This is a genomic window from Paenibacillus sp. FSL P4-0127, assembly GCF_038007325.1.
Classification (GTDB): Bacteria; Bacillota; Bacilli; order Paenibacillales; family Paenibacillaceae; genus Fontibacillus; species Fontibacillus macerans.
The window spans coordinates 5,714,701-5,740,893 of the sequence record NZ_JBBOWY010000001.1; the positions used below are offsets into that span (position 1 = coordinate 5,714,701).

Annotated in this window: 25 protein-coding genes; 5 read left to right on the forward strand and 20 right to left on the reverse strand. The window is 54.6% G+C overall.

Annotation, left to right across the window (positions count from 1 at the left end):
* Window positions 1-64: 64 nt before the first annotated feature.
* From NYE74_RS25675 to nrdR, 7 genes are all read right to left on the reverse strand, one after another.
* The gene (locus NYE74_RS25675) at window positions 65-694 is read right to left on the reverse strand and encodes a DedA family protein (protein WP_036624352.1); all 630 of its coding nucleotides are present in this window, start codon (window positions 692-694) and stop codon (window positions 65-67) included.
* A 918-nt stretch (window positions 695-1,612) separates the two neighbouring features.
* Window positions 1,613-2,527 carry a transposase gene (locus tag NYE74_RS25680; RefSeq protein WP_124331628.1) on the reverse strand — a complete coding sequence of 305 codons (915 nt, stop codon included), beginning with the start codon at window positions 2,525-2,527 and terminating at the stop codon, window positions 1,613-1,615.
* Window positions 2,528-2,837: 310 nt separating this feature from the next.
* A complete protein-coding gene (gene pstB, locus NYE74_RS25685; protein WP_341005273.1) occupies window positions 2,838-3,596 on the reverse strand; it encodes a phosphate ABC transporter ATP-binding protein PstB in 759 nt (252 codons plus the stop codon).
* 12 nt (window positions 3,597-3,608) lie between these two features.
* A complete protein-coding gene (gene pstA, locus NYE74_RS25690) occupies window positions 3,609-4,496 on the reverse strand; it encodes a phosphate ABC transporter permease PstA (protein ID WP_036624356.1) in 888 nt (295 codons plus the stop codon).
* Complete coding sequence (pstC, locus tag NYE74_RS25695) at window positions 4,493-5,395, reverse strand: phosphate ABC transporter permease subunit PstC (protein ID WP_341005274.1); 903 nt, start codon at window positions 5,393-5,395, stop codon at window positions 4,493-4,495. The genes pstA and pstC overlap by 4 nt, the downstream gene beginning before the upstream one ends.
* 88 nt (window positions 5,396-5,483) lie before the next feature.
* The gene (locus NYE74_RS25700; protein WP_036624359.1) at window positions 5,484-6,446 is read right to left on the reverse strand and encodes a phosphate ABC transporter substrate-binding protein; all 963 of its coding nucleotides are present in this window, start codon (window positions 6,444-6,446) and stop codon (window positions 5,484-5,486) included.
* A gap of 182 nt (window positions 6,447-6,628) precedes the next feature.
* Window positions 6,629-7,099: a transcriptional regulator NrdR gene (gene nrdR / locus NYE74_RS25705; RefSeq protein ID WP_036624360.1), complete on the reverse strand. Its 471-nt coding sequence runs from the start codon at window positions 7,097-7,099 to the stop codon at window positions 6,629-6,631.
* 125 nt (window positions 7,100-7,224) lie between these two features.
* Here nrdR and NYE74_RS25710 point away from each other — a divergent pair, with 125 nt between their 5' ends.
* Complete coding sequence (locus tag NYE74_RS25710; RefSeq protein WP_036624362.1) at window positions 7,225-7,455, forward strand: alpha/beta-type small acid-soluble spore protein; 231 nt, start codon at window positions 7,225-7,227, stop codon at window positions 7,453-7,455.
* Between the two features lie 69 nt (window positions 7,456-7,524).
* Here NYE74_RS25710 and NYE74_RS25715 read toward each other — a convergent pair whose 3' ends face one another.
* From NYE74_RS25715 to NYE74_RS25770, 12 genes are all read right to left on the reverse strand, one after another.
* On the reverse strand, window positions 7,525-8,088 hold the full coding sequence (locus tag NYE74_RS25715) for a lytic transglycosylase domain-containing protein (protein WP_036624363.1): 564 nt from the start codon (window positions 8,086-8,088) through the stop codon (window positions 7,525-7,527).
* Window positions 8,085-8,681, reverse strand: coding sequence for a dephospho-CoA kinase (gene coaE / locus NYE74_RS25720; protein ID WP_036624365.1), 597 nt, complete (start codon window positions 8,679-8,681; stop codon window positions 8,085-8,087). The genes NYE74_RS25715 and coaE overlap by 4 nt, the downstream gene beginning before the upstream one ends.
* Window positions 8,678-9,589, reverse strand: a complete 912-nt coding sequence (gene mutM / locus NYE74_RS25725) for a DNA-formamidopyrimidine glycosylase (protein ID WP_051985594.1) — start codon at window positions 9,587-9,589, stop codon at window positions 8,678-8,680. Before mutM ends, coaE begins: the two co-directional genes overlap by 4 nt.
* Before the next feature lie 23 nt (window positions 9,590-9,612).
* Window positions 9,613-12,282 carry a DNA polymerase I gene (gene polA / locus NYE74_RS25730; RefSeq protein WP_036624367.1) on the reverse strand — a complete coding sequence of 890 codons (2,670 nt, stop codon included), beginning with the start codon at window positions 12,280-12,282 and terminating at the stop codon, window positions 9,613-9,615.
* A gap of 176 nt (window positions 12,283-12,458) precedes the next feature.
* A complete protein-coding gene (gene phoU / locus NYE74_RS25735; RefSeq protein ID WP_036624369.1) occupies window positions 12,459-13,118 on the reverse strand; it encodes a phosphate signaling complex protein PhoU in 660 nt (219 codons plus the stop codon).
* An 18-nt stretch (window positions 13,119-13,136) separates the two neighbouring features.
* Complete coding sequence (pstB, locus tag NYE74_RS25740; RefSeq protein WP_036624370.1) at window positions 13,137-13,892, reverse strand: phosphate ABC transporter ATP-binding protein PstB; 756 nt, start codon at window positions 13,890-13,892, stop codon at window positions 13,137-13,139.
* 198 nt (window positions 13,893-14,090) lie between these two features.
* Window positions 14,091-15,257, reverse strand: a complete 1,167-nt coding sequence (locus tag NYE74_RS25745) for a methyl-accepting chemotaxis protein (protein WP_036624371.1) — start codon at window positions 15,255-15,257, stop codon at window positions 14,091-14,093.
* 113 nt (window positions 15,258-15,370) lie between these two features.
* Window positions 15,371-16,093, reverse strand: a complete 723-nt coding sequence (locus NYE74_RS25750) for a response regulator transcription factor (RefSeq protein ID WP_036624373.1) — start codon at window positions 16,091-16,093, stop codon at window positions 15,371-15,373.
* 105 nt (window positions 16,094-16,198) lie between these two features.
* On the reverse strand, window positions 16,199-18,001 hold the full coding sequence (gene pnpS, locus NYE74_RS25755) for a two-component system histidine kinase PnpS (protein ID WP_124331631.1): 1,803 nt from the start codon (window positions 17,999-18,001) through the stop codon (window positions 16,199-16,201).
* Between the two features lies 1 nt (window position 18,002).
* Window positions 18,003-19,580, reverse strand: a complete 1,578-nt coding sequence (locus NYE74_RS25760; RefSeq protein ID WP_124331632.1) for a fumarate hydratase — start codon at window positions 19,578-19,580, stop codon at window positions 18,003-18,005.
* 251 nt (window positions 19,581-19,831) lie between these two features.
* Window positions 19,832-20,698 carry an SDR family oxidoreductase gene (locus NYE74_RS25765; RefSeq protein WP_036624377.1) on the reverse strand — a complete coding sequence of 289 codons (867 nt, stop codon included), beginning with the start codon at window positions 20,696-20,698 and terminating at the stop codon, window positions 19,832-19,834.
* Window positions 20,699-20,801: 103 nt separating this feature from the next.
* Entirely contained in the window at window positions 20,802-21,692 is an 891-nt protein-coding gene (locus NYE74_RS25770; protein ID WP_036624380.1) for a glycosyltransferase family 2 protein, read from the reverse strand.
* 164 nt (window positions 21,693-21,856) lie between these two features.
* On the opposite strand from NYE74_RS25770, the gene NYE74_RS25775 reads away from it, so the two are divergent.
* Complete coding sequence (locus NYE74_RS25775; protein ID WP_124331633.1) at window positions 21,857-22,210, forward strand: helix-turn-helix domain-containing protein; 354 nt, start codon at window positions 21,857-21,859, stop codon at window positions 22,208-22,210.
* A 60-nt stretch (window positions 22,211-22,270) separates the two neighbouring features.
* Here NYE74_RS25775 and NYE74_RS25780 read toward each other — a convergent pair whose 3' ends face one another.
* Window positions 22,271-22,696, reverse strand: a complete 426-nt coding sequence (locus NYE74_RS25780; protein WP_036624383.1) for a hypothetical protein — start codon at window positions 22,694-22,696, stop codon at window positions 22,271-22,273.
* 345 nt (window positions 22,697-23,041) lie between these two features.
* On the opposite strand from NYE74_RS25780, the gene yedE reads away from it, so the two are divergent.
* The 3 genes from yedE to NYE74_RS25795 all read left to right on the forward strand — a co-directional run bounded on the left by yedE (window position 23,042) and on the right by NYE74_RS25795 (window position 25,762).
* Window positions 23,042-24,256, forward strand: coding sequence for a selenium metabolism membrane protein YedE/FdhT (gene yedE / locus NYE74_RS25785; protein WP_124331743.1), 1,215 nt, complete (start codon window positions 23,042-23,044; stop codon window positions 24,254-24,256).
* A gap of 68 nt (window positions 24,257-24,324) precedes the next feature.
* A complete protein-coding gene (gene yedF, locus NYE74_RS25790) occupies window positions 24,325-24,564 on the forward strand; it encodes a sulfurtransferase-like selenium metabolism protein YedF (RefSeq protein ID WP_036624387.1) in 240 nt (79 codons plus the stop codon).
* 283 nt (window positions 24,565-24,847) lie between these two features.
* The gene (locus NYE74_RS25795) at window positions 24,848-25,762 is read left to right on the forward strand and encodes a transposase (protein WP_051985596.1); all 915 of its coding nucleotides are present in this window, start codon (window positions 24,848-24,850) and stop codon (window positions 25,760-25,762) included.
* Window positions 25,763-26,193 lie beyond the last annotated feature (431 nt).

Genomic DNA, 26,193 nt, shown 5'->3' on the forward strand with positions numbered 1-26,193 from the left:
AATAAGAAAAAAAGGCGCGGGATCACCTGCCCAGGGCGCCTTTAAGTGCGTGTGAACTATCTCTTCAAGAGTTTCGCGATAGCTTGGCCACTTTCAACCGCCATTTTCTCCACTTCATATATACAATCACCAGCAGCAGAGCCCCAAGGCCCATAAAGAAATATTTCAGATATTTCTCCACCAGCCCGATCGCGTATTGCCACTGCTCGCCGAACACGAATCCGATGCCTACAAAAGCGGTGACCCATATAGCTGCCCCGGTATAGGCATAGAGGGCAAACGTGCGGTAAGGGATGCGAATGATGCCTACGAAATATCCGAAAAACTGTCTGACCCCCGGCACAAAAAAATTGATCAACAGCATTTTGTTTCCATATTTCTCATAAATGCGCCTGGTTTTCTCCAAGTGGGAAGGTTTCAAAAATATCCATTTGCCGTAGCGCTCAACGAGCGGCGCCCCGATCCGGCGGCCAAGCCAGTACGTAATCGTTACGCCAATCACCGATCCTGCGTAACCGGCCAGCAAAGCCGGAACGAATTGGAGTACCCCTTTATAGGCCAAATAACCGGTATATGTCAGCGTCGTTTGCCCCGGCGGCAACGGCAGCGCGATAAAATCCACCGGCAGTCCGAGCAGCAGTACAAAGTAACCGTAATGCTCGAACATCCGCTCAATCCAAGCCAGCACGTTCATGATCGTTCTCCTTTTATGAGTTCAAGGCGCCGCCATCAATTCGCCCTATTCTTTTTTATGTTAACAGTATACGCGGAGAATTTCCAATCCAAAATGGCCCTAGGGCGGGTTCCATCCTGGACCGGGGGCCGGGGGAAGGGAAAGCTCGAATCCGTAAAATAGACGCCGCTCTAACGGACCCACGTGACTCTTGGCTCAAAACCAGTGCATCCGGGCCGATTTAAAGTAAATAAGATCATCTGTGTCCGTCCTTCGTGTTTTATATGTTACAAACCTCCGTTTTTTCGAAAATAACGGCTCTGGTGTCCCTTAGCCCCCTGAACCCTCTTCTCCTCCCCTCTCTACCTGCGCATCGCCCTCTACCACGCCGGAATTTTATAACTCAACTTTCGCAGAGCAAAAATCAGCTTGAGTCCTTGAGCTGAAGGTGTTCAAAGATTTAAGATACGCGGACAGAAGAGGTGCCTGGCTCAACCTTATAATCCTTGCTTGCCTTGCCAGTCAAGTCGAAAACCGATCTCGGCTAGAAACGCGGAGGGGCGTTGAAAGCTTGAGGATAGGGAAGTGGGGTGGGCGGCAGATCAACACTCGCTGTCCGGACACTTTGCACGATTATCCCCTTTGATCAGGTAGCAGAGAGAAAGACAAGCTCGGAGAAAAAATATTTGGTGGAGAAGCAGATAGGTTCGAGATAATTTAAACGGGCATAGAAGAAGGAATCAGGTTTAGGGGAGGTAAAACAGACCGGACAGGAGACCAAGACAGGAGATCAAGGACAAAACGCGAAGGAAACGAAAAGACCGTGATTTTGCTGTAGCCTGAACCCTTCCGTCTGCAGCAAAGCCCGCACTGTTCATGCTAACCCCTACCCATTAAGTTGTACTGCATCAAGTAACTCCCACCGTTCTAGCGTCTCGATCAGGCCGCAGCTGCAAGAGGCTGGTTCGGTTGGCGTGCGATCAGCCGGCGGTAAGGGATCGCGGGAATCGCCACACACATTTGCAGTAACTGCTGCCGCATCGTTTCTTCCGCTCCGGGCCGTCCTCCTTGCAGGCGCAGCCGGCGGCGTCCGGTGTATTCGTTTAGGTACGCCTGCAGATGCTTCAGTCCCAAGGCTCCATACGTACTCTTCAACGATTCCCACGCCTCTCTCACCACTTTCCGCAAGGGCGCATACAGCCGAAAGGCCTGAGGGAACAACTGCACCTCCGATGTACAGACATCCACATGCCCATTGATAAACGTGTTTAGATCGTGACGGTTTGCCCTTTTTTCGCCTCCCCGCTTATACGGCACCAGGCGGATCTTGACCTGTTCCGGCTCGCCCGACTCCGTGACCGTGCAGCCCGCTACGACCGCCGAGGCGTACGGATGCGAAAGCTGACACCGGGACGGATTACGCCCGTACTGATCGCTATTCACCTTCACGTCTCCGGAGAGCAGCTCCCGGGCATCGAACTCCCCCACGGCATGACGTATTTTGTGCAGCACCGACCAGGCGGTCTTGTAGGTGACCCGGATCACCTTGCTCAGCCGCAGCGCCGAGATGCCGCCTTCAAGCAGGAATAAATCCAGGGCCTCGAACCACTTGAGCAAGGGCAGATGCGTTCCTTCAAAAATCGTACCGACCAAAGGCGATGTTTGATGCTTGCACTTTACGCACTCGAACAAGGGGATATGCCGGGAAGTCAGACGGCTGCACCGGGTGTAAGTGCAACGCGGGCAGACGAAGCCGTTTGGCCACTTCATCGCGATTAGCGCCTCCATGCAGGCCTGCTCGCTGTTAAAACGACTGCTGAATGGTTGAAGTTCCGTTTCCGTATTGACTTCCATGCCCGCTCGCCCCCGAATCAAGAATACACGAACATAAATTCCATTTATTTCATTATACCAAACCTACGTTCCCTAATCAAGCCAAAAATCTCACCTGCACCGCCTCATTTTTTCCTCATCTTTTTTTGTTTTTTCTTCTCTCTTTTTTGGAATCCTTGCTCTAGCCCCCATCCCCTGTTCCCTGAGCGAAAGGAATAATCGTGCAAAGGCAGGCAGCATGCAGGAACATCAAGAGTTTAATAATCTTAAGGGGCAAAAACCGAGCCTGAGAAGGCAGTCTCCCCTGGCTCGGTCCTATAAAGCAACCGGTTTATCCAAACCGGCCGGAAATATAATCATCCGTCCGTTTTTCCGACGGATTCGTAAAGATCTTGCTGGTGTCGTCATATTCGACCAGTTCCCCCATGAGGAAAAACGCGGTTTTTTCCGATACCCGCGCAGCCTGATGCATGTTGTGGGTTACGATAATAATGCAGTATTCGAGTTTTAATTCGGCGATCAGTTCCTCGATTTTGGCGCTCGAAATCGGATCCAGCGCGGATGCCGGTTCGTCCATCAAAATGATGCTCGGATTAACGGCGATCGAACGGGCGATGCAAAGCCGCTGCTGCTGGCCGCCGGACAACGCGAGCGCCGAGCTGTGCAGCCGGTCCTTCGTCTCGTTCCAGAGCGCGGCTTTGATGAGCGACTCCTCTACGATCTGATCCAGCTTTTTCTTGTCGCGAATCCCGTGGTAACGCGGTCCAAAAGCGATATTTTCATAAATCGATTTGTGAAACGGGTTCGGCTTCTGCCATACCATGCCGATCTTTTGCCGCAGCAGCACGACGTCGGTTTTCGGATCGTTGATATTGTCGTCCCCGATCCAGATGTCCCCGGTGATCCGCGCGCCGGAAATCAAATCGTTCATCCGGTTCAAGCTGCGCAGGAACGTCGATTTCCCGCAGCCGGACGGGCCGATTAACGCCGTCACCTGCCGTGAGGCGAAGTCGAGTGAGATTTCTTTCACGGCCTGCTTTTCTCCGTAAAACACGCTCAAGTTTTTGGTGGATAATGCGGTATTTTGCACCTCGGAGCCCTCCTATTTCGTAGCCGTAAATTTCTTGTACATCAGGCGGCCGACCCAACGTGCGAGCAGGTTGAACAGAAGCACCGTGATGATAAGCACGGCCGAAGCGCCTGCGGCGATTTCGGGAGCATCCGGAGCCAGCCCTTCGGAATTGATCTTCCAGATGTGGACGGCCAGCGTCTCCGCCGGGCGAAACGGATTCAGCGGCGACGTTGGACTGAGCGGGTTCCAGTTCCCGAAATCGAGCCTCGGGCTGCTCATGCCGGCCGTAAACAGCAGCGCCGCCGCTTCGCCAAACACGCGGCCCGCGGCCAGAATTGTCCCGGTCAAGATCACCGGCATCGCGATCGGCAGCATAATCGATTTGATCGTTTTCCATTTGGACAGGCCCAGCGCCAGACTTGCTTCCTTCTGCGCTTGCGGCACGCTGGCCATGCCCTGTTCGGTAATCCGCACCATCAGCGGCAGGTTGAACACGGTTAACGCCAACGCCCCGGAGAACAGGGAGAAGCCGAAGCCAAACACGTTAACGATCACGAGCAGACCGAACAAGCCGACGACAATCGACGGAAAAGAGGACAGCACCTCAACGATCAGCCGGATAAAAGACGTCAGTTTGCCCGGTTTCGCATATTCGCTCATATAAATGCCCGCCCCGAGTCCAAGCGGAATCGTGATAATCAGCGTCAGAACAAGCAGGAACAGGGAATTGAACAATTGCGGACCGATCCCCCCGCCCGCCTTGATCGTTTCCGGCGGAGAGGTCAGAAAATCAAAGCTGACATGCCCGAGCCCGCGGATTAAAATAAATCCGAGCAGCCCGGCCATGATCAGCACAATAACGCCTGCCAGCGTAACAATGACGGCAGTGGCGATTTTATCTGCGGTTTTTGCACTCATCGCTTTGCTCTCCTTTCCAGCCCACGTACAATAAAGACGAAGACGAAGGTCATCAGCATCAAAATCAAGGCAAGCGTCCACAGCACGTTGTTCTGCGTCGTTCCCATGGCCGTATTGCCCATGCTGAGCGTGATGACGCTGGTCAGCGTGGAGGTGGATTCAAACAGCGAGCGCGGAATGTGCGGCGCGTTCCCGATGACCATCTGTACGGCGAGCGCTTCCCCGAAGGCCCGGGCCATCCCCAGCACGACCCCGGTGAGCAGCGACGGCATCGTGGTCGGCAGGACGGTCCGCCACAACGTTTGCCACCGCGTGGCCCCAAGTGCATAAGAACCTTCTTTCAATCCGGGAGGAAGAGCGGTGAGCGCATCCGTGGCGATGGAAGTAATCGTAGGCAAAATCATAATCGACAATACCGTCGCCCCCGCAAAAATGCCCAGGCCCTGTCCGGGAAAAATATCCCGGTAAAACGGGACGATCACGCTCAGGCCGACAAAACCGTAAACGACCGAAGGAATCCCGGCCAACAGCTCGATTACCGGCAGCAGAAATTTTTTGCCGAATTTAGGCATAATTTCGACCATGAACAGGGCTGCGCAGATGCTGAGCGGCGCCGCAATGACGGCCGCAAGGATCGAAGTGCTGAACGATCCCAAAATGAATGGGAGCGCTCCGAACACCGGAGGAACTCCGTCCGGTCTCCACTCCGTGCTTCCGAAAATTTGGCCGATCGAAATCCCGTCCTGAAAAAAGGTGCTTAGACCTCTGGTTGAGACAAAATACACCATCGAAAATATCGTCACAACCAGCAGCACGATGCAAAATGACGTAAATATTTTACCGGTCCATTCCTCTATAATGTGCGGCTGTACTTTTTTGTTTCCGCCGGATTGAGCCATGAAACCTCTCCCTTTACACAGCACAGAAAGAGGCAGAAATGTCCGCCTCTTCTCTCTGCCGATATGATGTTATCGAATATAGTGTTGTTTATTTGGTAATGTTGCCGTCCACATCGCGTTTAACTTGCATTTTGCTGATCGGGATATAGCCGAGTTCCACAACATCGCCGTTATCGCCTTGTACTTCAGGGGAGACCATATAGTCCAGGAACGCCTTAACGACTTCGTTCGGCTCGCCCTTCGTGTACATATGCTCGTAAGCCCATACCGGATAAGTGCCGTTAGCCACATTGTCCACTGTTGCTTCCACGCCTTCGTATTTCACAGCTTTTACGGTTTCATCCAGGTAGGAAAGCGCAAGATAACCGATGGCTCCCGGCGTTTCGCCGACAAGCTTCTTAACCGTACCGGAGGAATCCTCTTGGATCGAACCTTGCAGGTCTTCCGTCTTCGTGCCAAGCGCGTATTTCTCAAAGGTGGCGCGCGTACCGGAGCTCGAAGGACGGTTTACGATTTGAATCTTTTGATCCGGGCCGCCCAGGTCTTTCCAGTTCGTTACTTTACCCGTAAAAATTTGCACCAGTTGATCTTTCGTAAGGTTGTCGACCGTTACATCCGGATTTACTACAGCGGCCATAGCGACAACCGCTACTTGGTGGTCAACCAGTTCGGAAGCTTGAGCGGCTTCCAGCTTCTCTTCAGCGAACACGTCGGAGTTGCCGATGTCAGCCTGTCCGCCGGAAACTTGCGTCAGCCCCGTGCCGCTGCCTCCGCCTTGAACCTGAATGGATACGTTCGGATTTTGCTCCATGAATTTTTTCGAAACTTGATCTACCAGCGGTTGAAGCGCCGAGGAACCTACAGACAGGACCGAACCGGACAAATCCGAAGTCGCCTTGTTCCCGCCATTGTTTGCCGCTGCCTCGCTCGTCGCACCTCCATTACCGCCTTCAGCACCCGAGGTGTTAGTTTTCGCGTTGCCGCCCTGACCGCAAGCCGCCAAGGTCAAGCTTAATACCAAAGTCAAAACCATAAGCATACTCTTTTTCATTGTCTCAGGTTTCCCCCTTATTTGTTTTACAACCTGATTATAGGCGGCGAAGATCAATCCCGTGTTTTCGTAATGTAAACTTTGTGTAAAATGCACCTGGCGGTTATCCCTTAATTTCGACAATGGCAAACAAAAATAAACACTCCCTTAATTAAATACAGGGAGTGTTTATTCAAATCCGGCTATTCGAGTTCTCTCGTATTTTTGGACAGCAGCCCGGTCAGTTCCTTCATAAACATATTGATATCTTTAAACTGGCGGTACACCGAAGCAAAACGAACATAAGCCACTTCGTCCACGGGATACAATTGCTCCATCACCAGTTCGCCGATCTCGCGGCTTTCCACTTCGGCATTGGCCGAATGGCGCACGGACCGCTCCACCTCGGACACGATGCTTTCCAGCCGCTCCACGGAAACGGGGCGTTTCTCGCAAGCCCGGATCAACCCGCGCAGCATTTTCTCGCGGCTGAACTCCTCGCGGCTTCCATCCTTCTTGATGACGATCAGCGGCATTTCTTCCACCATTTCAAAGGTCGTAAACCGCCGGCTGCATTGCTCGCATTCCCGCCGGCGGCGGATCGACCTGTTTTCGTTGGCCGGCCTTGAATCCAGCACCTTTGTCCCCAAATAATCGCAATACGGACATTTCAACGCAAGTTCCCTCCTTTCCAAAAAATGCAATTTACATTAATGCCAATAAATAACTTCAAAAAAAAGTAATGAAGTTGATAGTCCCGGCACATAATACTGTTACCAACCACAAGGAGGTGAACATCATGGCACAAAATAATAACTCTTCGAACGACCTGGTGGTTAGACAAGCTTCCGGAGCATTGGATCAAATGAAATATGAAATCGCTCAGGAACTTGGCATCTCTTTCCCACAAGACGGATATGCTGGTAACCTGACTTCTTACGAAAACGGTTCGATCGGTGGTTTCATTACGAAACGCTTGGTTACCATCGCTGAGCAACAGCTGGCTGGCCAAGCTGGCCAATTCAGATAAGCCGATCACCCCGAAGCATTGACAGGCGAATTGACGCCCGTCAGTGCTTCTTTATTATCGTACCAGCGATCAAAACTCGTTGTAAATGTCGGAATACTGTTTATAGTAATGCGTTACCCGTTGCACATAATGGCGGGTTTCGCCAAACGGAATGTTCTTGGACGTTTCCAGACGGCCGTCCCATTTCCCGCTTTTGATCCAGTTTTTCACATTGGTCGGCCCGGCGTTGTAAGCGGCGATCATGGCGATCGCATTGCCGTCAAACTGCTCCGACAGCGACTTTAAATACCAAGTCCCGATTTCGATGTTGGTCCCGATCTCATTTTGCACCTGATCGAGCGACGTATCGGGCAAGCCCGCCTTCGCAATGACCCAATTCGCGGTGTCCGGCATGATTTGCATAACCCCTAAAGCTCCCTTTTTGGACTGGGCTCCGGGCTTGTAATTGGTTTCCACTTTTATAATAGCCGCCACGATAAACGGATCGATGCCGTTGTTTTTCGCGTGATAACGAATTTCTTCTTTATAATAAATCGGATAAAACAACGAGAGCCAAGCGGAATTAAAAAAGATCAGAACGATAAACCCCAGGAATAACAAAAGCAGCACTCTTTTTTTGCGAAGCCACCTCATAGCATTCCCTGATCCCGCCAAAACTCGTCAATCTGACGTTCCGTCTCATCCAGTCCACGGCTGTTGTCAATCAAGATATCCGCCCTTTCTTTTTTCAGTTCGATATCCATTTGCGCATTCAGCCTGCGTTCCGCCTCATCCCGGCTTAGGCCGTCCCGCTCCATCAATCTGGCCAGCTGCAGATCCCGCGGCACGTAGACTACCATAATCCGTTCGTAAAACCGCTCCAGTCCCGATTCGTACAGCAGCGGAATATCCGCGACGACAAGGCGGCGGGGAGCTGCGGCTTCAAGCGCGTCCAGGCGCTGTTTCATTTCGGCGCGAATCGCCGGATGCGTCAGGCTTTCCAGCGCTTTTCGCCGCTCGGGGTCCGCGAACACGATTTCGCCCAGCTTTTTGCGGTCGAGCGTCCCGTCCGGGTGCAGTACGGCTTGTCCGAAGCGCTTCGCTACCGCGGCCAGCACCGGATGCCCGGGCTCCATGATTTCCCTGGCGATGACGTCCGCGTCGATCAGGGCGGCTCCCCTCTGAACCAGCATGCGGGATACCGTGCTTTTGCCGGTGGCGATGCCGCCGGTCAGGCCGATGTTCATCCTTTCAACACCTCACTGTTTTCGCTTACGCGGGAAGCGGGCCGTCCGGGTTTAACTTTGCTTTGCTCGCGGCCGGGGCGGTATGGCTTTTGGCATTTGGGGCAAAAATGGGTTCCCCGGCCGCCTACGACCGTTTTTTCCACCGGATGCCCGCATTCGAGACAAGCCTCGCCGGTTCGTCCGTAGATGCGCAAGGCATGCTGGAACATGCCCATCTCCCCTTGACCGTTCACATACGATTTAATCGAGGAGCCGCCGGCGTTCACCGCTTCGTTCAGCGTGGCCACAATCGCATCGTGCAAACGGTCAAGCTTAAGGCCGCTAAGCTTGTCCGCCGGATGCTCCGGATGGATGCCGGCCCGGAACAAGGCTTCATCCACATAAATATTCCCCAAACCGACAACATATTCCTGGTTCAGCAGCACGGGTTTGATTTTCGTCTTCCGCCGCGACATCAGCTGCCGGAACACCTCCGGCGTAAAGGAAGGGTCCAGCGGTTCCAGTCCCAGTTTGGCCAAAGGCTGATTCGTAAATTCCTCCCCCGGCGGAAACAAATGCATCGTGCCGAACTGCCTTACATCCTTATACCTCAGCTCCGTGCCGTCCGTAAATTTGAAAATCACGTGCGTATGCTTTTCGACGGGCTCACCCTCGCCATACAATCCGTATCTGCCTTCCATACGCAAATGGGAAACGAGCACAAGCCCGTCCATCACGATCCGCAAAAACTTGCCCCTGCGGCCGATTTCCACGATTCTATGGCCGGCAAGCTCCGTCTCAAACCGCTGTACATCGTCCGGCCGCTGGATGATTCGCGGCAGGGACACCTTGACGGAGCGGATCGTTTTCCCCACGATCAATTCGGTCAGCGTTCTTCTGACCGTTTCCACTTCCGGCAATTCCGGCATACCAAGTCACCTCTTAACTCGTTTTACTTCGCTTCGTACCAGTTGACCCCGCTGCTAACCTCCGCCTTCAGCGGCACGGACAGCTTGATCGCGTTCTCCATCGTTTCCGGCACGAGCTTCTTCATGATGTCCAGCTCCTCCGGAGGGACTTCGAATACCAATTCGTCATGCACCTGCAGCAGCATCCGGCTCTTCAGGCCGTGCTCGTACAGAGCTTTGTCCATTTTCACCATCGCCAGTTTGATGATATCCGCCGCCGTTCCCTGGATTGGCGTATTCATCGCGGTGCGTTCGGCGAACGAACGCAAATTGAAGTTCGACGCGTTGATTTCCGGCAAATAACGCCGCCGTTCCAGCAAAGTTTTAACGTAACCGTCGCGTTTGGCGTCTTTGACGATGTCGTCCATATACCGGCGGACGCCCTGGAACGCGTCAAAATATTGCTCGATAAAGCGAGCCGCTTCCTTCCGCGTAATGTTCAGGTTCTGGGATAATCCGTAGTCGCTGATCCCGTACACGATGCCGAAGTTGACCGCCTTCGCCGAACGGCGCATATTCGCGTCCACCTCGTCCGGCCCGACGCCAAAGACGTCCATCGCCGTCTTCGTGTGGATGTCCATATCGTGCAGGAAGGCCTCCTGCAGTCCCTTGTCGCCGGAAATATGGGCCAGGACGCGAAGCTCGATCTGGGAGTAGTCGGCGGCGAGAATAAACCACCCTTCCTCCGAAGGAACGAACACTTTGCGGATTTTGCGGCCTTCCTCCAGGCGGATCGGAATATTTTGCAGGTTCGGATATTGGCTGCTTAAGCGCCCGGTGGCGGCGACCGTCTGCCGGAAATACGTGTGCACCTTGCCCGTCCGCGGCATGATTTCCTTCAGCAACCCTTCCACATAGGTGGACTGCAGCTTGGCCAGCTGGCGGTATTCCAGAATAAACTGAACGATCTCGTGATACGGCGCCAGCTTCTCCAGCACCTCCGCGTCGGTGGAATAACCTGTTTTGGTCTTTTTGATGACCGGCAGCCCCAGTTTATCGAACAGAATTTCTCCTAATTGTTTAGGTGAATTCAGGTTGAATTCCTGCCCGGCGATTTCATAAATTTGCGCCACCAGCTTGTTGATCTGCGCTTCGAACTCAACTCCGAGCTCTTTCAGGTCTTCCCGGTTGACGGCTACGCCCTGCTTCTCCATATCGGCGAGAATCCGCGACAGCGGCATCTCCAGGTCGTAGAACAGCCCGTGCATCTCGTATTTCTCCAGATCGGCGCGCTGGAGCGGAACGATGCGCAGCAGGGCGTCCCCTTTGCGGGCCAAATGCCGGCCGAGCGTCTCGGGATCGGGCACCTTGAATTTCGCGCCTTTGCCGTATACGTCTTCATCCGCAGGCATGTGCGGAAGCCCGTATTTTGCGGCCAGCCCGCTGATCGTCTGGTCGTTTTCCGTCGGATCGAGCAAGTAAGCGGCAAGCTGGACGTCATGTTCGGCCCCGGCAAAAGCGATCCCCTGCCAAAACAAGGCGAGGTCGGCGCGGTGCAAATCGTACCCCCGTTTAGGCACGTTTTCGTCCGCCAGCCAGGACAGCACGTCCGCCGCTTCCTCCCGCTTCAACAATTCAAAGGGCAGGAAGAAATGCCGCTTCGGCGTCGACAGCAGCAGTCCCATCAGCGTAGCATGGTGCGGATTATCCCCGTAAGATTCGATGATGATCCCTTCGACTTCCGCAAGCTGCGCGGATACTTCCGGCAAGGTGTCCACGTCCACCATCGTCACGCTGACGTCCTCCGCCGCCTGCGCCGCCTCCCCATCCGCCGCGGCGTTCCCGCCCGCTCCCGCGGTAAAGGACAAGCGCTCCAGCAAAGATTTGAATTCCAGCTTGCGCAGCATCGGCACCGCTTTGTCCTCTTCGATGCCGGAGAACTTCATATCCTCCCAGGACCGCTCTACCGGCACCTCGCGGAAAATCGTCGCCAACTGCTTGCTCAGCCGCGCATCCTCGGCATGGTTCACGAGATTTTCCTTCATTTTGCCCTTGAGCTCATCGGTATGGGCCAAGACTTCCTCCACGGAGCCGAATTGATGCAGCAGCTTCAGCGCCGTCTTCTCCCCGATGCCCGGCACGCCCGGGATATTGTCGGACGCATCGCCCATCAGCCCCTTCAAGTCGATGATCTGCAGCGGCTTAAGCCCGTAGCGCTCCTCGATTTCCTTCGGCCCGTAAGGCTCCACTTCGCTAACGCCCTTGCGCGTTAGCGCCACCTTGACCCGGTCCGTGACCACCTGCAGCATGTCCTTGTCGCCGGTGACGACAAGCACTTCGCGGCCCGAATCCTCGGCCTGCTTGCTGATCGTGCCGATAATGTCGTCGGCTTCGTACCCGGGGAGTTCAAACCAGGAGATGCCGAAGCTTTCCAGCAGATCCCGCATCAGCGGGAACTGTTCCGACAGCTCCGGAGGCGTCTTGTCGCGCCCGCCTTTATACTCCTGGTAGCCTTCGTGGCGAAACGTCGTTTTGCCCGCGTCAAACGCCACAAGTATATGGGTCGGCTGCTCCTCCTGAATGAGCCGGAGCAGCATATTGGTAAAACCGTAAACGGCATTCGTATGCAGCCCGCCGGAGTTCGTCAGCGGCGGCATCGCAAAAAATGCCCGGTAAATAATGCTGTTGCCATCTATAAGGATCAATTTATCCATACGACACCTCGTCCCGAGTGTTTTGTTCCTGTTACCTATGATAACACAGCGCGCCCCCGGTTAACACCGCGATGCCCCGCAAATAGCGCAAAAACGATAAAACCGGCAGCGGCCTGCATCTTATGCAAGCAACTGCCGGTTGATCAACCGGTATATAACGTGTTTTTGGCACAATCTTACTGATTCAGGTCCGGGCGGTGTCCGGTGACGAGATACACCGCGCTTTCGCCGATGTTCGTGGCATGGTCGGCGATCCGCTCGATATACCGTCCGACCAAGGTAAGCAGCATCGCCTGCTGCAGGGAATCCGGATTTTCGATCATAAACGTATACAGCTCCTGGATCATCTGGCTGTACAGATGGTCGACCTCGTCGTCGTCCTTGGCCATCTTATAGGCCAGATCCGTATTTTCGTCCAAGTAAGACTGCAGCGACTCCCGCAGCATCAGGATGACCAGGTCCGACATTTTCGGGATATCGATCAGCGGTTTGATCAGCTTCTGGCCTTCCAGGCGCATCGTCACCTTCGCGATATCGACGGCCAAATCGCCCATCCGTTCAAGATCGCTGGAAATTCTGAACGCGACGATAATCCGCCGCAGGTCCTTGGCCACCGGCTGCTGCGTCACAATCAGCCGTGAGCCGATTTCCATCACCTGCTCTTCCATCTGGTTCAGCTCGATATCGCGCTCGACGATTTGTTTGGCTTTCTGCGAATCCATGGTCCGCAGGGCTTCGATAGCTCCCGCAAGCCCTTGTTCGACATGCTCGCCCATCTGCCCGAGCAATTGCCGTAGTTCCTCCAGGTTCTGATCGAATTCTTTTCTTTGAATCATTCAGCAGCAGCCTCCTTGTTATCCGAAACGACCGGAAATATAATCTTCTGTGCGCGAATCCTGCGGGGTGGAAAACAGCTTCTGCGTATCGTCGGCCTCTACGATTTCCCCGTTCAGGAAAAAGACAGTCCGGCCGGAAATTCGCGCCGCCTGGTGCATGTTATGCGTGACCATCACGATCGTATACCTGTCTTTGAGCTGCTGGACCAACTCTTCGATTTTCAAAGTGGAAATCGGGTCCAGCGCCGAAGTCGCTTCATCCATCAGCAGAATGTCAGGCTGCACCGCGATTGCCCGCGCAATGCAAAGCCGCTGCTGCTGCCCGCCCGACAGGCTGAGCGCCGAGCGCTTGAGGAAATCCTTCACCTCGTCCCAAAGAACGGCCTGGCGCAGGCTTTGCTCCACAATTTCGTCGAGGGCGGCTTTGTTTTTGATCCCGTGCAGGCGAGGACCGTAAGCCACGTTATCGTAAATCGATTTCGGGAACGGATTGGGCTGTTGAAACACCATCCCCACCCGTTTTCGCAGCTCCTCCACTTCCACCTCATCGCCGTAGATGTCGTCCCCCGCGATTTCCACGGAACCTTCGATCCGCGTGCCGGGAATCATGTCGTTCATCCGGTTCAACGTGCGCAGCAGCGTCGATTTGCCGCAGCCGGACGGTCCGATGAAGGCGGTAATCGTTCTCTCGGGGATATCCAAAGAAACGTCCTTTAACGCATGAAATTGCTCATAGTATAAGTTTAAATGCTGAATCCGGATCGCGGTTTCCATGTCAGATCTCCTTAGTTAAAATAGCGCACACTTATAAACTCGAAGCACGCACCCGCGTCAAAACGAAAGTCCGTGCTAGAAGCAGCCTTGGCTTATATCAATTGCATGTATAGTTCTATTATGATCAAATACTTATCTATTTTAGCTTCCTTATGTAAAAGAAAATGAATCAAAATGTAAACGCAATGTAAAATATGTTTACGCGTTCGTAAATTGGTCCAGCTCCCGCAGCACGGTTTCCGTTCTTCGCGCAGCGACATCCGCGGCATCGCGCATCTCCCGCTCCCTGGCCTCCACCGACCGGACCGACCGGACCAAGGCTTCGAACGTTGCATCCGCTTTGCCCACCCGCCTATGGCCGGCTTCCATCTCCGCGGCCGTCAGGCCGGACGTCGCAGCCGCTTGCTGCACATGACGGTTGACGATATCCAGCGTTTCCCCGATATCCCCCGACAATTTTTGCGTCTGCAGGGCGAGCTTGCGGATTTCGCTTGCAACGACGGCAAAACCGCGTCCATGTTCTCCGGCGTGCGCCGCTTCGATCGAAGCGTTAAGCGCCAGGATCCCGCTCAGATTAGCCAGCTCCTGAATGCTGGCGGTGATCGACGAAATTTGCTGCGTCCGTTCAAGCAGCTCCGCCATTTGCGCGGCCTGGCTGCGGGACGTCACCAGCACTCTGTCGAAGGAGGCCTTCACTTCTTCGAGTTCGGCCCGGCCCGTTTCGGCTTGCCCGCTCATCAGTTCCGACTCCCGCAAGCTGCGTCCGGCCGATTCGGACACCTGCCGAACCGAACGTTCGATATCTTTGATCAGCGAACGGCTTTCGCGAACGACTTCTCCCCGGATTTGGTCCGCTTCCCGCTGCAGATCGCGCGACATCCGCATGAGATCCTGCACCGTCAGAATGCCGTAAAAACGCCCGTTTTCGCTAATAATCAAACTGTCGTAAAAATGGGCGTCCTCCCGGTTTAACGCCGCATCCACCACATCGCTGGCCGGAGTCAGCAAATCGCATACGAGCGGATGCTCGTCGGCAAAAACGGACGCCGGACGATCGTAGAACAAATCGGCCGCAAAACGCCCGGCCAAAAAGCGGTAAAACCGGTCCCGCATCAAAATCCCCAGCGGTTTGTTACTTTCATCACAAAGGACGATGCATGAAAGATCGGATTCGCGCTGGAACCGCCGCAGCACGCTGCGGCAGGACTCCTCCCGCCCGATGACCGGCACGCTTCGGCAGTACATGCGCACATCCACCTCGGCTTCCTCCCGCTCAGGCGCAACCGCCACCTCCGTCCCCGGTTCCCCGGCTATGGTTTGAACCGGCTCCGGACGTTCCAATTCCGCTACCGTCTGTGCTCCCACACGAACAACTCCCCTCAGATTGGTGCGTATTCATTAAAACAGCATAACCGGAAACTGTTTCCTTAATGTTTGCGGCATTTTGACCGTATGTAAAAAAACGTCCATCATCTTGCTTAAGTGATGGGCGTTTTTTTCTTGTTTACGACCAGCTTATATCCGACGCCGCGAATGGAATCGATATGCACCGATTGGGGATCGAGCTCCAGCTTTTTGCGCAGCGAACTGACATGAACGTCCACCGTACGTTGACCTCCGATGTAATCGAAGCCCCAGACCGCGTTCATCAGATCGTCGCGGGTCATCACGACCCCCGGTTTGCGCGCCAGATACAGCAGTACCTCAAATTCCTTCGGCCTTAGCGTAATGGCTTCCCCGTTTAAAGTAACCTCGTATTTCTCGGGGAAAATGGTCAATGCCCCCAGCGAAATCTGGGAGTTGTCCGGCACCGCGGATTCCCGCTCCTCCTGGCCGTTCGCTCTGCGGAGGACCGCCGCCACCCGGGCCAACAGTTCGGCAACGCCAAAAGGCTTGGTAATATAATCGTCAGCGCCCGATTTGAGGCCCTGCACCACTTCTTCCTCCGTATTTTTGGCGGTTAGAATAATTACCGGAGTCGTCACGCCTTCGCTTCTCAGCTTGGACATGATTTCAAACCCGTTCATGCCCGGAAGCATCAAATCCAGCAATATCAGGTCAAACTTCTGTTTGAGCGCCGTCTCGTATCCGGTCTGCCCATGATCTTCCACGACAACCTCATAGCCTTCGTTGGTAAGATTGTAAGACAGCAGCCTGGATAACGTCGGTTCATCTTCGATAACCAATAGACGTTGCGTCATAGAACCCCCTCATCTCTACATGTGATGATGACAAGCCCAGCATATCACGGGAATGTTAACGCGGTGTAAAAAATATAAAAATGGGTAAAATCGGTTCAACTTGTACTAACCCTCATCCAAAGTATGCATGAACGGGAGCTCGACTATGAATGAGGAGCCTTCGCCGACTTTGCTTTCCACGCTGATCGTGCCGTGGTGCAGATCGACGAGATGCTTCACGATGGACAGCCCCAAGCCGGTTCCTCCGGAACTGCGGGACCGCGCTTTGTCCACCCGGTAAAAACGCTCGAAAATGCGCGGCAGATCTTTTTTCGGGATGCCGATCCCCGTATCGCTGACGACGATGCGAACCTTCTCGTCTTCCCCGCCTTCGCCCAAAATTGCGACATCGACGCGGACTCTGCCGCCTTCCTGCGTGTAACTGATCGCATTGGACAGCAGGTTCATGAAAATTTGCCGCAGCCGGTCTTCATCCCCTTCCATAAACAGGTGGTCGGGAATGTCGTGGGCCATGGCAATCGACTTCTTCTTGGCCGCGGGCAGCAGCACCTCGTAGATGCTGTCGAACAATTCCTTCAGATTTACGGGAGCGTATTCGAGCGGCACGAGCTTGGATTCGATTTTGGACAGGTCGAGAATGTCGCCGATCAGACGGTTCAGCCTGTCCCCTTCATCGTAAATGATCTGCAGGAACGAACGGGCCGTCTCCTCGTCTTTGACGCCTCCGGCGAGCAGTGTTTCGGCAAAGCCTTTGACCGCGGCGATCGGCGTTTTTAACTCGTGGGACACATTGGCCACGAATTCGCTGCGCATTCTTTCCAGCCGGCGGATGTCGGTCACATCCCGGAGCAGAAACAGCATCCCCCGGTATTTCCCGTTATCCTCGAACATCGGCACGCTGTCGAACAGCAATATTTTTTCCTCGGGATCGTAAACGTTGCGTTCCTCCTGGACATTTTCCTGGCGGGAAATCCCTTCCTCGACGAACTTCGTAAATTCATAGTTGCGTTTGATGTCGCGGTACGGTCTTCCCAGGAGCTGATAGCCCTTGACGTGCAGGATGCGCTCCGCCTCCCGGTTGATCAGGGCGATAGCGCCCGAAGCGTCGACCATCACGATGCCGCCGGTCATGTTGGCCAGCACGCTTTGCAGCAAATCTTCGTTGTCATGAATCCGCTTGAGCTGCTGCTGCAGGCTGTCCGCCATCCCGTTGATCGCCTCGCCCAGCTGGCCGATTTCGTCCCGGCGGGCAAGCTTGACCCGGGCGTTGTAGTCCAGCTTGGAGATGCGATGCGCGACGCGCGTGATTTGCTCCAGAGGACGGGTCATTCCCGCGGCGATCCGGTAGCTGACGAAGCCGGCAACGAGGAACAAAATCAGCAGCCCGCCGGCCATCAGCAGCCATCCTTGGGTGAGGCCCTTTTCCACGGCGCCCAGGCTCATCGACAGGCGGATGTATCCGTCAAATCCGTCCGCGGAGGTGACGCGGCGGGCGACGTAAAGCATATTTTCGCCGACCGTATGGCTATAGCGGATCGCGCTGCCTGCACCCCCACCCTCCGCTGACTCGATTTCCTTCCGATGGGCGTGATTATCCATTCCCTCCGGATCCATTTCCGAATCGCCGACCACCTTTCCGTCCAGGGTAATGAAGGTGACCCGGGAATCGGTCATTTTTTCCAGGGCTTTGGCCTGTTCCGTGTAATAGGCTTCCGCGCTTGCGTTGCCCTGGACCGGGACAAACCGGAACGTGTCCTCCAGCAGGCTGATTTCCCGCTCCATGTTTTCCTCCAGGGCACGGATATGGGAATTTTTAAACAGCTGGGCCATCGTCAGGCCGGCAGCCAGCATCGAGATGCCGACCAGGCCCATCAAAATGAGGGAAAGCTTGGTTCTGAACGTCTTCATCTTATTTAAAAACCTGCTCTTTGAATGCGGACAACTTCGCGAGCGAGTCCTTTTCCACTCCTTCATGCAGGCTGTCTCCATGGGAATCCATCGTGACGATCGCGGCAAACCCGTCAACCTCAAGATGCCACATCGCTTCCGGTACGCCGAATTCCATAAAATCGACGCCGTTCACCTTCTTGATGCACTCCGCATAATATTGGGCGGCCCCGCCGATGGCGTTCAAGTATACCCCGCCGTGCTCCCGCAAAGCGGCAAGCGTCTTGGGGCCCATTCCGCCTTTGCCGATCACCGCGCGGATGCCGAACTTCTTCATGACATCGCCCTGATACGGCTCCTCCCGGATGCTGGTCGTCGGTCCCGCCGCCTTGACATGCCAGCCCGCCTCGTCCTTCAGCATGACCGGCCCGCAGTGGTAAATCACCGCGCCGTTCAAATCCACCGGGGCATCGTGATCCATCAAATATTTGTGCAAAGCGTCGCGGCCGGTGTGCAGTTCGCCTTTGAACACTACCACGTCGCCCACGCGAAGCTGCCGGATCTGCTCCTCGGTGACCGGCGTCTGCAGCACGATTTCCCGGCTTTGCCCCGCGGGCGCGGACGCCTCGGCGCCGGCGGCAATCCCTGCTGCGGCAATATCTTCGGCTCCTTGCTCCGCCGGTTCCTCGACGGAAACACCGCTGCCGCGCTCGTACAACCAATCGCTGATCGCGCCGGTGGCCGCGTCGATCGCCACCCCTTGCCGGCGGAAAGCCCAGCAGTTGTAAGCTACCGACACGAAAAAGCTGGCCGGCAGCCGGTTCTCGGCCCCCACTTTGCAGCCCAGCAGGGTAACTTCGCCGCCGAAGCCCATTGTGCCGATGCCCAATTGATTGGCCGTCTCCATAATATATTGTTCCAAACGATCCAGGTCCGGATTCGGGTTGACGTCGTCAACGGTGCGGAACAGCTGCCGTTTGGCCAGCTCGTAGCCCGTCGTCCGGTCACCGCCGATGCCGACGCCGATGAAGCCCGCGCTGCATCCCTGGCCTTGAGCCTGGTACACCGCGTGCAAAATGCACTTGCGGATCCCGTCCAGATCGCGGCCCGCGCGGCCCAGGCCTTCCAGTTCGGCGGGAAGGCTGTATTGAATATTTTTGTTCTCGCAGCCGCCGCCTTTCAGAATCAGGCGCATATCGATAAAGTCGTTTTCCCACTGTTCAAAATGAATGACCGGCGTGCCCGGCCCCAAATTGTCGCCGCTGTTCGCTCCGGTCAGCGAATCCACGGAGTTCGAGCGCAGCTTGCCTTCCTTGGTGGCCCGCTGTACCGCGCTTTTGATGGCCCGCTTCATTTCAATCTGGTTTGCCCCGACCGGAGTATGGATGATGAAAGTCGGCATTCCGGTATCCTGGCAGATCGGCGACACCTGCTCCTCCGCCATTTTAATGTTGCGGGAGATGGTCGACATCGCCAGTCCGGCCCGCGTGGCCCGGTTTTCCATGGAGCGGCCAAGGTTGATCGCCCGCCGCACGTCCCCCGGCAAATTGGTGGAGGTCTCCACGATTAATTGGTATACGCTTTCTTCAAACTGTCGCATGGTCCAAGAATCCCCTCTCTCGTCTTCTTGATAAGCACATAAGCCCGAAAAAGCCCGGCAAGCTTTTTCTTTATTAAATTGAAAATTGCATCGCAAATCATATCTTCTTCAACAAGTTTATAATAACATAAGAACTACTTTAAGATGACGATTTCTGTCCAAAATAAACTCCGAAAAAGAGAGGTTTATCACTGCACAAAAAAATCCCCGCCTCTCGATAAGCGGGAGAGGCAGGGGATATGCTATGATCACTATCCGCCCACAATTTCGCCACCGTTGACGTGCAGGACCTGGCCGCTCATGTAAGAGGAATCCTCCGAGCCGAGGAAGACGTAGGCCGGCGCGACCTCCTCCGGCTGGCCCGGGCGCTGCATCGGCGTCGTCCCGCCGAATTCCGCCACCTGCTTCGCGTCAAAGGTGGACGGAATGAGCGGCGTCCAGATTGGTCCGGGAGCGACGGCGTTGACCCGTATCCCCTTGCTGCCGGCCAGGTTCATCGACAATGAGCGCGTAAAGCTGACGATCGCGCCTTTGGTCGCCGAATAATCCAGCAGCTGCGGGTTTCCTTTATAAGCGGTCACCGATGCCGTATTGATAATGGCGCTGCCTTTTTTCAAATGGGGCAAGGCCGCTTTGGTCAAATAAAACATCGAAAAAATATTCGTGCGGAACGTCCTCTCCAGCTGCTCGGCCGTAATTCCTGAAATATCCTGCTGCGGGTGCTGCTCCGCCGCGTTGTTGATCAGAATATCAAGGCCGCCGAGCCCGTCCACCGCCCGCTTGACCGCTTCCCTTGCGAAAGATTCGTCGCCGATATCCCCGGAAATCAGCAGGCATTTGCTTCCTTCCTGCTCGATCTCTTTTTTCGTCGCCTCCGCATCGCCGTGCTCGTTCAAATAGACGATCGCCACGCCGGCTCCCTCTTTGGCGTAAGCCACCGCAACCGCCCGTCCGATGCCGCTGTCGCCGCCGGTGATCAGCGCCACCTTGCCTTTCAGCTTGCCGGCCGCTTTGTACGTTCCTTCATATACCGGGCGGGGATACATGTCCGCTTCGACGCCGGGCTGCTGATTTTGATGCTGGGGAGGCATCGTTTGCTTGCTCTGTCCAAGGTCCATCCTGGCACTCTCCTTTGCCGTGTTGTCGACTATTCCTCATAGAGGTTGTTCGCGCACTTATAGGATAGACCCGTACCGGCGAGCTTATGCCCTTCCCCCTTTGTTAAAACACAATGCCAAAGCGTTTGAGAAACCACGTTTCGTCGTGCTGCCGGCGAAGCGCATACTTCCGCCTTCTTTCCTCCGTCAACTCCCGCAACTCCCGCAGCTCCCGCTCGTCCCCGCCTTCGCGGCCAAAAACCTCTTCTACCAACTGCCGGCAAAACGAGATTTGGGGTTCCGAGAAATGCAAACAGGCCAGCATCATCAGATCCCGTCCCCAGCGTTCCCCGCTATGATCGTAAGGAAAATTTTGCCGAAAAACCTGAACGAGGGACACCTCCGGAACATAACGGCAGGTCCCTCCCAGCAGCCACATTCTAAACGAAAATTCCGCGGTTTCCAGCTCTTTGCCGGCAAATCCGTCCTCCATCCCGCCTATCTCCTGAAACCGGTCCTTCCGGATGGCGAAACATTCCCAGGACAACCACGGCAAGTCCATCTTATCTTCCGCAACGGCCGGATAACTTCGGATGGATTTAAGCCATCCCGAAACGATTTCCGTCTTGGGCGACACGGAACGCTCATGCATAACAAAGGAAGGCGAACAGCAATCGGCTTCTCCCTTAAAGAGCGGGTCAAGCAGCGCCTCCATCCACCCGTCATCGTAATACAGATGTGCCCCGCAAAAGATCAGGTAATCTCCGGCGGCATGCGCGGCGCCGAGATTTCGAGCCGACACCCCGGCCATGCCCTTCAGGCGTTTGAACGGTTTCTCAAAGCGGTAACCCAGCAAAAAATCGCAACATCCATCCACCGAGCCTTCATCGACGATGATTACTTCATATGGAAGCGAGGTGCGCGACACCTTAAGCGACTCCATCGTCGTGTAGAGATCGACTCCGTTGTTTTTTACGGTAATAATAATCGATACGGTCTTTGATTCGCTAGACATCATATAAGCTCCTTAAAAATGGGTATTATTTATAAATTATTGTAAATCAGTAAAGACTATGATTCCATAATAACCCAATTCATACTTTCAGTAAACCCAAACAAAACACTTAGTTTATTATCTTTCCCTTTAGTTCTCACTATGGTAAATACAGGAGGGGTTTTATGGACTACGAGGCATTAGGGAAAAGGCTGCGCCAGGAACGGCATAAAATGCACTTGACCCAGGAGAAACTCGCCGAAAAAATCGAGGTTTCGGACGCATACATAGGACAGATTGAACGAGGCGAACGCAGTTTATCTTTGGAAACGCTCGTGAAGCTTGCTAACCAATTGGGAGTTACCGTCGATTATTTGCTCCATGATTCGCTGGAAATCAGCGATGACCATTTTATGGATCAAATTCAGCAAATCATGGCTGGCCGCACCTCAAAAGAGAAACAGCTCGCGCTGGATATCATGAAGCTGATGTTCACCCATCTGGATGAATTGCAGAAGGAAACGAAAGATCCTTCATAAGACCGCTATTTAGCAAACAAAGACCTGCCGGGTAGTTCCGGCAGGTCTTTGTTTGCGGATTTAGATAATGGTGCTGAACACCATAAAAAACGAAATGACGAGCACGGCTACGGCCAACACCGCGCTTAATGTGCGCAGTTTGCCTTCTTCGGCCGTAATCGGTTTGTTCTGGCGAATACCCTCAAGCGCGAGACGCAGCGGCTTGCCCATAATCCCGCTAAGCGCGCCGATGGCCAGGAACAATAAGACGATGACGATCATCCAAGGCACCGAATAGTCGCCCTGACCGATCAAATACCCGCCCGTCAAAAGCTGAAGAATCAGGCCAAATTGCGCAAATCGGTTCAACGTTCTTACGGCCGATACGGTGCCTTCCTGCCCGGCGAGCGACAATTTGCCCAGCGTACCCAGCACAAACGGCAAAACCAAATAAAAGCCGAGCGCCAAAGCCCCGATAATATGTAGGAATAACATGACCTGATACATTAACACAACCGCCTTTCAACGTCAATTACATTTATTATAAACTATTATAAAAATAAATGGAACGGCTGTTGGGAAGGGCTTAAATTTAGTAGAGAAGGGTCAAGGCAGTCGCTTCACCGTCTAGCTGATTTTGCCTTTTTCCTGCGTAACCGAGCCTTTGCCCCAGGATGACGAACCACGGATAAGCCGCCAGCCTTCTAGTCTAACGCCGACTCTTAAGGTTACCCCTTTCTGCCCCCAAATTTTCCCTTTCATCCCGCGGCGAGTATGATAAAATGATCTGTGGCCCTTGGGCATGCCCTTGGCAGGCAGCGGCTCAACTTAATTATGACAAGCAAGGGAGTAATGATTGTGAAGTTTTTGCAGGATTCGCGGCTAACCTCGTATTGGAATCCTTACGCGGCGATCGGGCTGGCCGGTCTGCTTAGCGCCGTATATTTTGGGATTACCGGGACAGTGTGGGCTGTGACGGGCGAATTCACCCGCCTTGGAGGACATGTTCTTCAGCTGTTCGGCGCGGATCTCTCGGATTGGGCTTATTTTCAGCTCGTTCCGATGAAAGGAACAACCTTCAGCCGGACGGACGGGTGGATCGTCTGGGGAATGTTTATCGGCGCGCTCATCATGATTTTGCTCAGCAACAATTTTAAAATTCGCGTCCCCAGGCAGAAGCGCCGCTATGTACAGGGCTTTATCGGCGGGATCATCGCAGGTTTCGGCGCCCGCCTGGCGTTAGGCTGCAATTTGGCCGCCTTCTTCACCGGCGTTCCGCAGTTCTCCTTTCACTCCTGGATCTTTATGATCGCTACGGCGCTTGGCACTTACGGAGGCGTGAAAATCGTCAATTGGGCCTGGTGGAAAGGCAGGCCCATGCTGACCAAAGGCAACGCCGCTTCCCCGGCCGCAGTCTCCCGCACGGTACAGCCACTGATCGGTATCGTGCTGGCGCTCGGCTACGCGGGACTCATCGTTTATTTCTTCATCACCGGCCGGACTATGCTCGGCGTGGCCGCTGCTTTCGGCGCTGCTTTCGGGATCTTGATCGAGCGGGGGCAAATCTGCTTCACCTCGGCGTTTCGCGATCTGTGGATCAGCGGCCGCGCGACGATGACCAAAGCCATTATCATCGGGATGGCGATCAGCACAGTCGCTACACTGATCATTTTGCTGGTCTGCGGAATGGACCCGATCACCAAAATTTCCGCTCCAAGCACATTCGTCGGCGGCGTGCTGTTCGGCATCGGCATCGTCTTGGCCGGCGGCTGCGAAACGGGGATGATGTACCGGCTGATGGAAGGCCAGATCGTATTTCTTCCCGTCTTCGCCGGCAACATCATCGGCGCCACGGCTCTGGCCTACGCCTGGGATCACCTTGGCGTCTACAATGCGCTGGTGAAGAACGGAGCGAAAATCAATCTGCTCGAAGCGATGGGACCGGGACCGGCGTTGCTCGCAACGCTCGCCGTGCTGGCCGCCGGATACCTGATTGCGGCTTATTGGAACAAGCATTACCGCTTCGGCAGCGGACTCAGGAACCGGCTTCGCCGTCCAAACCTTTAGGGCGACGCGCCGTTTACCTTGTCGTCTATTTTAGTCGTCTATACAACCCAATAAAGGAGGCAATAAGCATGTCGGTTGAATTAACTGTTGATTACACGCTGGATGTCAGAGGGGAATCATGCCCCTACCCGGTGATATATACGCTGGAGACGCTGCGGGAAATGACCAAGGGGCAGCTGCTGCTCGTGATCGCGGATTGCCCGGCCGCCTTCCGCAACGTGCCGGAAGAGGTCGTCAAGCATGGCTATGCTTTGGAGCAGGAACCTGTCCTGGAAGGCCGGGAAATGCGGTTTTACATTCGGGCATGAGCAAAATCGGCCGGTTGCCGTTAGGCAGCCGGCTTTTTTATCGCGTCTTGGTGCTCCTGCCTGCTGCCTGCCTTTGCACGATTATCCCTTTTGTTCATGGAGCAGGGAGCAGGGGGGGCTAGAGCAAGGGTTCCAAAAAAAGTGAGAAGAAAAGATCAAAAAAGATAGGAAAAAAATGAGGCGGTTCAGGTGAGATTTTCGGCTTGATAAGGGAACGAATGTTTGGTATAATGAAATAAATGGAACTTGTGTTCGTATATTCTTGATTCGGGGGCGAGCAAACATGGAGATCAATGCGGGAACGGAACTTCAACCATTCAGCAGCCGTTTTAACAGCGAGCAGGACTGCATGGAGGCGCTAATCGCGATGAAGTGGCCAAACGGCTTCGTCTGCCCGCGCTGCGCTCACACCCGGTGCAGCCGTCTGACTTCCCGGCATATCCCTTTGTTCGAGTGCGGAAATTGCAAGCATCAAACATCGCCTTTGGTCGGCACGATTTTTGAAGGAACGCATCTGCCCCTGGTGAAGTGGTTCCAGGCCCTGGAGTTGTTCTTGCTCCCTGACGGCATCTCGGCGCTGCGGCTCCGCCAGGTGATCCGGGTCACCTACAAGACCGCCTGGTCAATGCTGCACAAAATACGCCATGCCGTAGGGGAGTTCGATGCCCGGGAACTGCTCTCCGGAGACGTGAAGGTGAATAGCGATCAGTACGGGCGTAATCCGTCCCGGTGTCAGCTTTCGCATCCGTACGCCTCGGCGGTCGTAGCGGGCTGCACGGTCACGGAGTCGGGCGAGCTGGAACAGGTCAAAATCCGCCTGGTGCCGTATAAGCGGGGAAGCGAAGAAAGGGCAAGCCGTCACAATCTAATCGCGTTTATTGGCGGGCATGTGGATGTCCGTACATCGGCGGTGCAGTCGTTCCCTCAAGCCTTTCGGCTGTATGCTCCCTTGCGGAGAGTGGTGAGAGAGGCGTGGGAATCGCTGAAGAGTACGTATGGAGCCTTAGGACTAAAGCATCTGCAGGCGTATCTGAACGAGTACACCGGACGCCGCCGGCTGCGCCTGCAAGAAGAAAGGCCCGGAGCGGAAGAAACGATGCGGCAGAAGTTACTGCGCATGTGTGTGGCGATTCCGGCGATCCCTTACCGCCGGCTGATCGCGCGCCAACCGAACCAGCCCCTTGCGGCTGCGGCCTGATCGAGACGCTATAACGGTGGGGGTTACTTGATGCGGATCAACTTAATGGGTAGGGGTTAGCATGAACTGTGCGGGCATTGCTGCAGATGGAAGGGTTCAGGCAACAGCAAAATTACGATCTTTTCGTTTTCTTGGCGTCTTGCCTTGATCTCCTGTCTTGGTCTCTTGTCCGGTCTGTTTCACCTCCCCTAAACCTGATTCCTTCTCCTAAGCCCGTCTAAATTATCTCGAACCTATCTGCTCCTCTACCAAGTATTTTCTTCTCCCGAGTTTGTCTGTTTCTCTGCTACCTGATCAACTCTCTGCTACCTGATCAAAGGGGATAATCGTGCAAAGTCTCCGGACAGCGAGTGTTGATCTGCCGCCCACCCCACTTCCCTATCCTCAAGCTTTCAACGCCCTTCCGTGGTTCTTGCCACGATCGGTTTTCG

What these genes read in the sequence shown, in the direction of transcription:
- NYE74_RS25710 (WP_036624362.1), top strand. Translation starts at nt 7,225, where the DNA reads ATGGCACAAAATAATAACTCTTCGAACGACCTGGTGGTTAGACAAGCT.
- pnpS (WP_124331631.1), bottom strand. Translation starts at nt 18,001, where the DNA reads ATGAAGACGTTCAGAACCAAGCTTTCCCTCATTTTGATGGGCCTGGTC.
- NYE74_RS25675 (WP_036624352.1), bottom strand. Translation starts at nt 694, where the DNA reads ATGAACGTGCTGGCTTGGATTGAGCGGATGTTCGAGCATTACGGTTAC.
- NYE74_RS25770 (WP_036624380.1), bottom strand. Translation starts at nt 21,692, where the DNA reads ATGTCTAGCGAATCAAAGACCGTATCGATTATTATTACCGTAAAAAAC.
- NYE74_RS25750 (WP_036624373.1), bottom strand. Translation starts at nt 16,093, where the DNA reads ATGACGCAACGTCTATTGGTTATCGAAGATGAACCGACGTTATCCAGG.
- yedE (WP_124331743.1), top strand. Translation starts at nt 23,042, where the DNA reads ATGATTGTGAAGTTTTTGCAGGATTCGCGGCTAACCTCGTATTGGAAT.
- NYE74_RS25795 (WP_051985596.1), top strand. Translation starts at nt 24,848, where the DNA reads ATGGAGATCAATGCGGGAACGGAACTTCAACCATTCAGCAGCCGTTTT.
- NYE74_RS25765 (WP_036624377.1), bottom strand. Translation starts at nt 20,698, where the DNA reads ATGGACCTTGGACAGAGCAAGCAAACGATGCCTCCCCAGCATCAAAAT.
- NYE74_RS25780 (WP_036624383.1), bottom strand. Translation starts at nt 22,696, where the DNA reads ATGTATCAGGTCATGTTATTCCTACATATTATCGGGGCTTTGGCGCTC.
- pstC (WP_341005274.1), bottom strand. Translation starts at nt 5,395, where the DNA reads ATGGCTCAATCCGGCGGAAACAAAAAAGTACAGCCGCACATTATAGAG.
- NYE74_RS25775 (WP_124331633.1), top strand. Translation starts at nt 21,857, where the DNA reads ATGGACTACGAGGCATTAGGGAAAAGGCTGCGCCAGGAACGGCATAAA.
- coaE (WP_036624365.1), bottom strand. Translation starts at nt 8,681, where the DNA reads ATGAACATCGGCCTGACCGGCGGCATCGCCACCGGCAAAAGCACGGTA.
- mutM (WP_051985594.1), bottom strand. Translation starts at nt 9,589, where the DNA reads ATGCCGGAATTGCCGGAAGTGGAAACGGTCAGAAGAACGCTGACCGAA.
- NYE74_RS25715 (WP_036624363.1), bottom strand. Translation starts at nt 8,088, where the DNA reads ATGAGGTGGCTTCGCAAAAAAAGAGTGCTGCTTTTGTTATTCCTGGGG.
- phoU (WP_036624369.1), bottom strand. Translation starts at nt 13,118, where the DNA reads ATGATTCAAAGAAAAGAATTCGATCAGAACCTGGAGGAACTACGGCAA.
- polA (WP_036624367.1), bottom strand. Translation starts at nt 12,282, where the DNA reads ATGGATAAATTGATCCTTATAGATGGCAACAGCATTATTTACCGGGCA.
- yedF (WP_036624387.1), top strand. Translation starts at nt 24,325, where the DNA reads ATGTCGGTTGAATTAACTGTTGATTACACGCTGGATGTCAGAGGGGAA.
- pstB (WP_036624370.1), bottom strand. Translation starts at nt 13,892, where the DNA reads ATGGAAACCGCGATCCGGATTCAGCATTTAAACTTATACTATGAGCAA.
- NYE74_RS25700 (WP_036624359.1), bottom strand. Translation starts at nt 6,446, where the DNA reads ATGAAAAAGAGTATGCTTATGGTTTTGACTTTGGTATTAAGCTTGACC.
- NYE74_RS25760 (WP_124331632.1), bottom strand. Translation starts at nt 19,580, where the DNA reads ATGCGACAGTTTGAAGAAAGCGTATACCAATTAATCGTGGAGACCTCC.
- NYE74_RS25680 (WP_124331628.1), bottom strand. Translation starts at nt 2,527, where the DNA reads ATGGAAGTCAATACGGAAACGGAACTTCAACCATTCAGCAGTCGTTTT.
- pstA (WP_036624356.1), bottom strand. Translation starts at nt 4,496, where the DNA reads ATGAGTGCAAAAACCGCAGATAAAATCGCCACTGCCGTCATTGTTACG.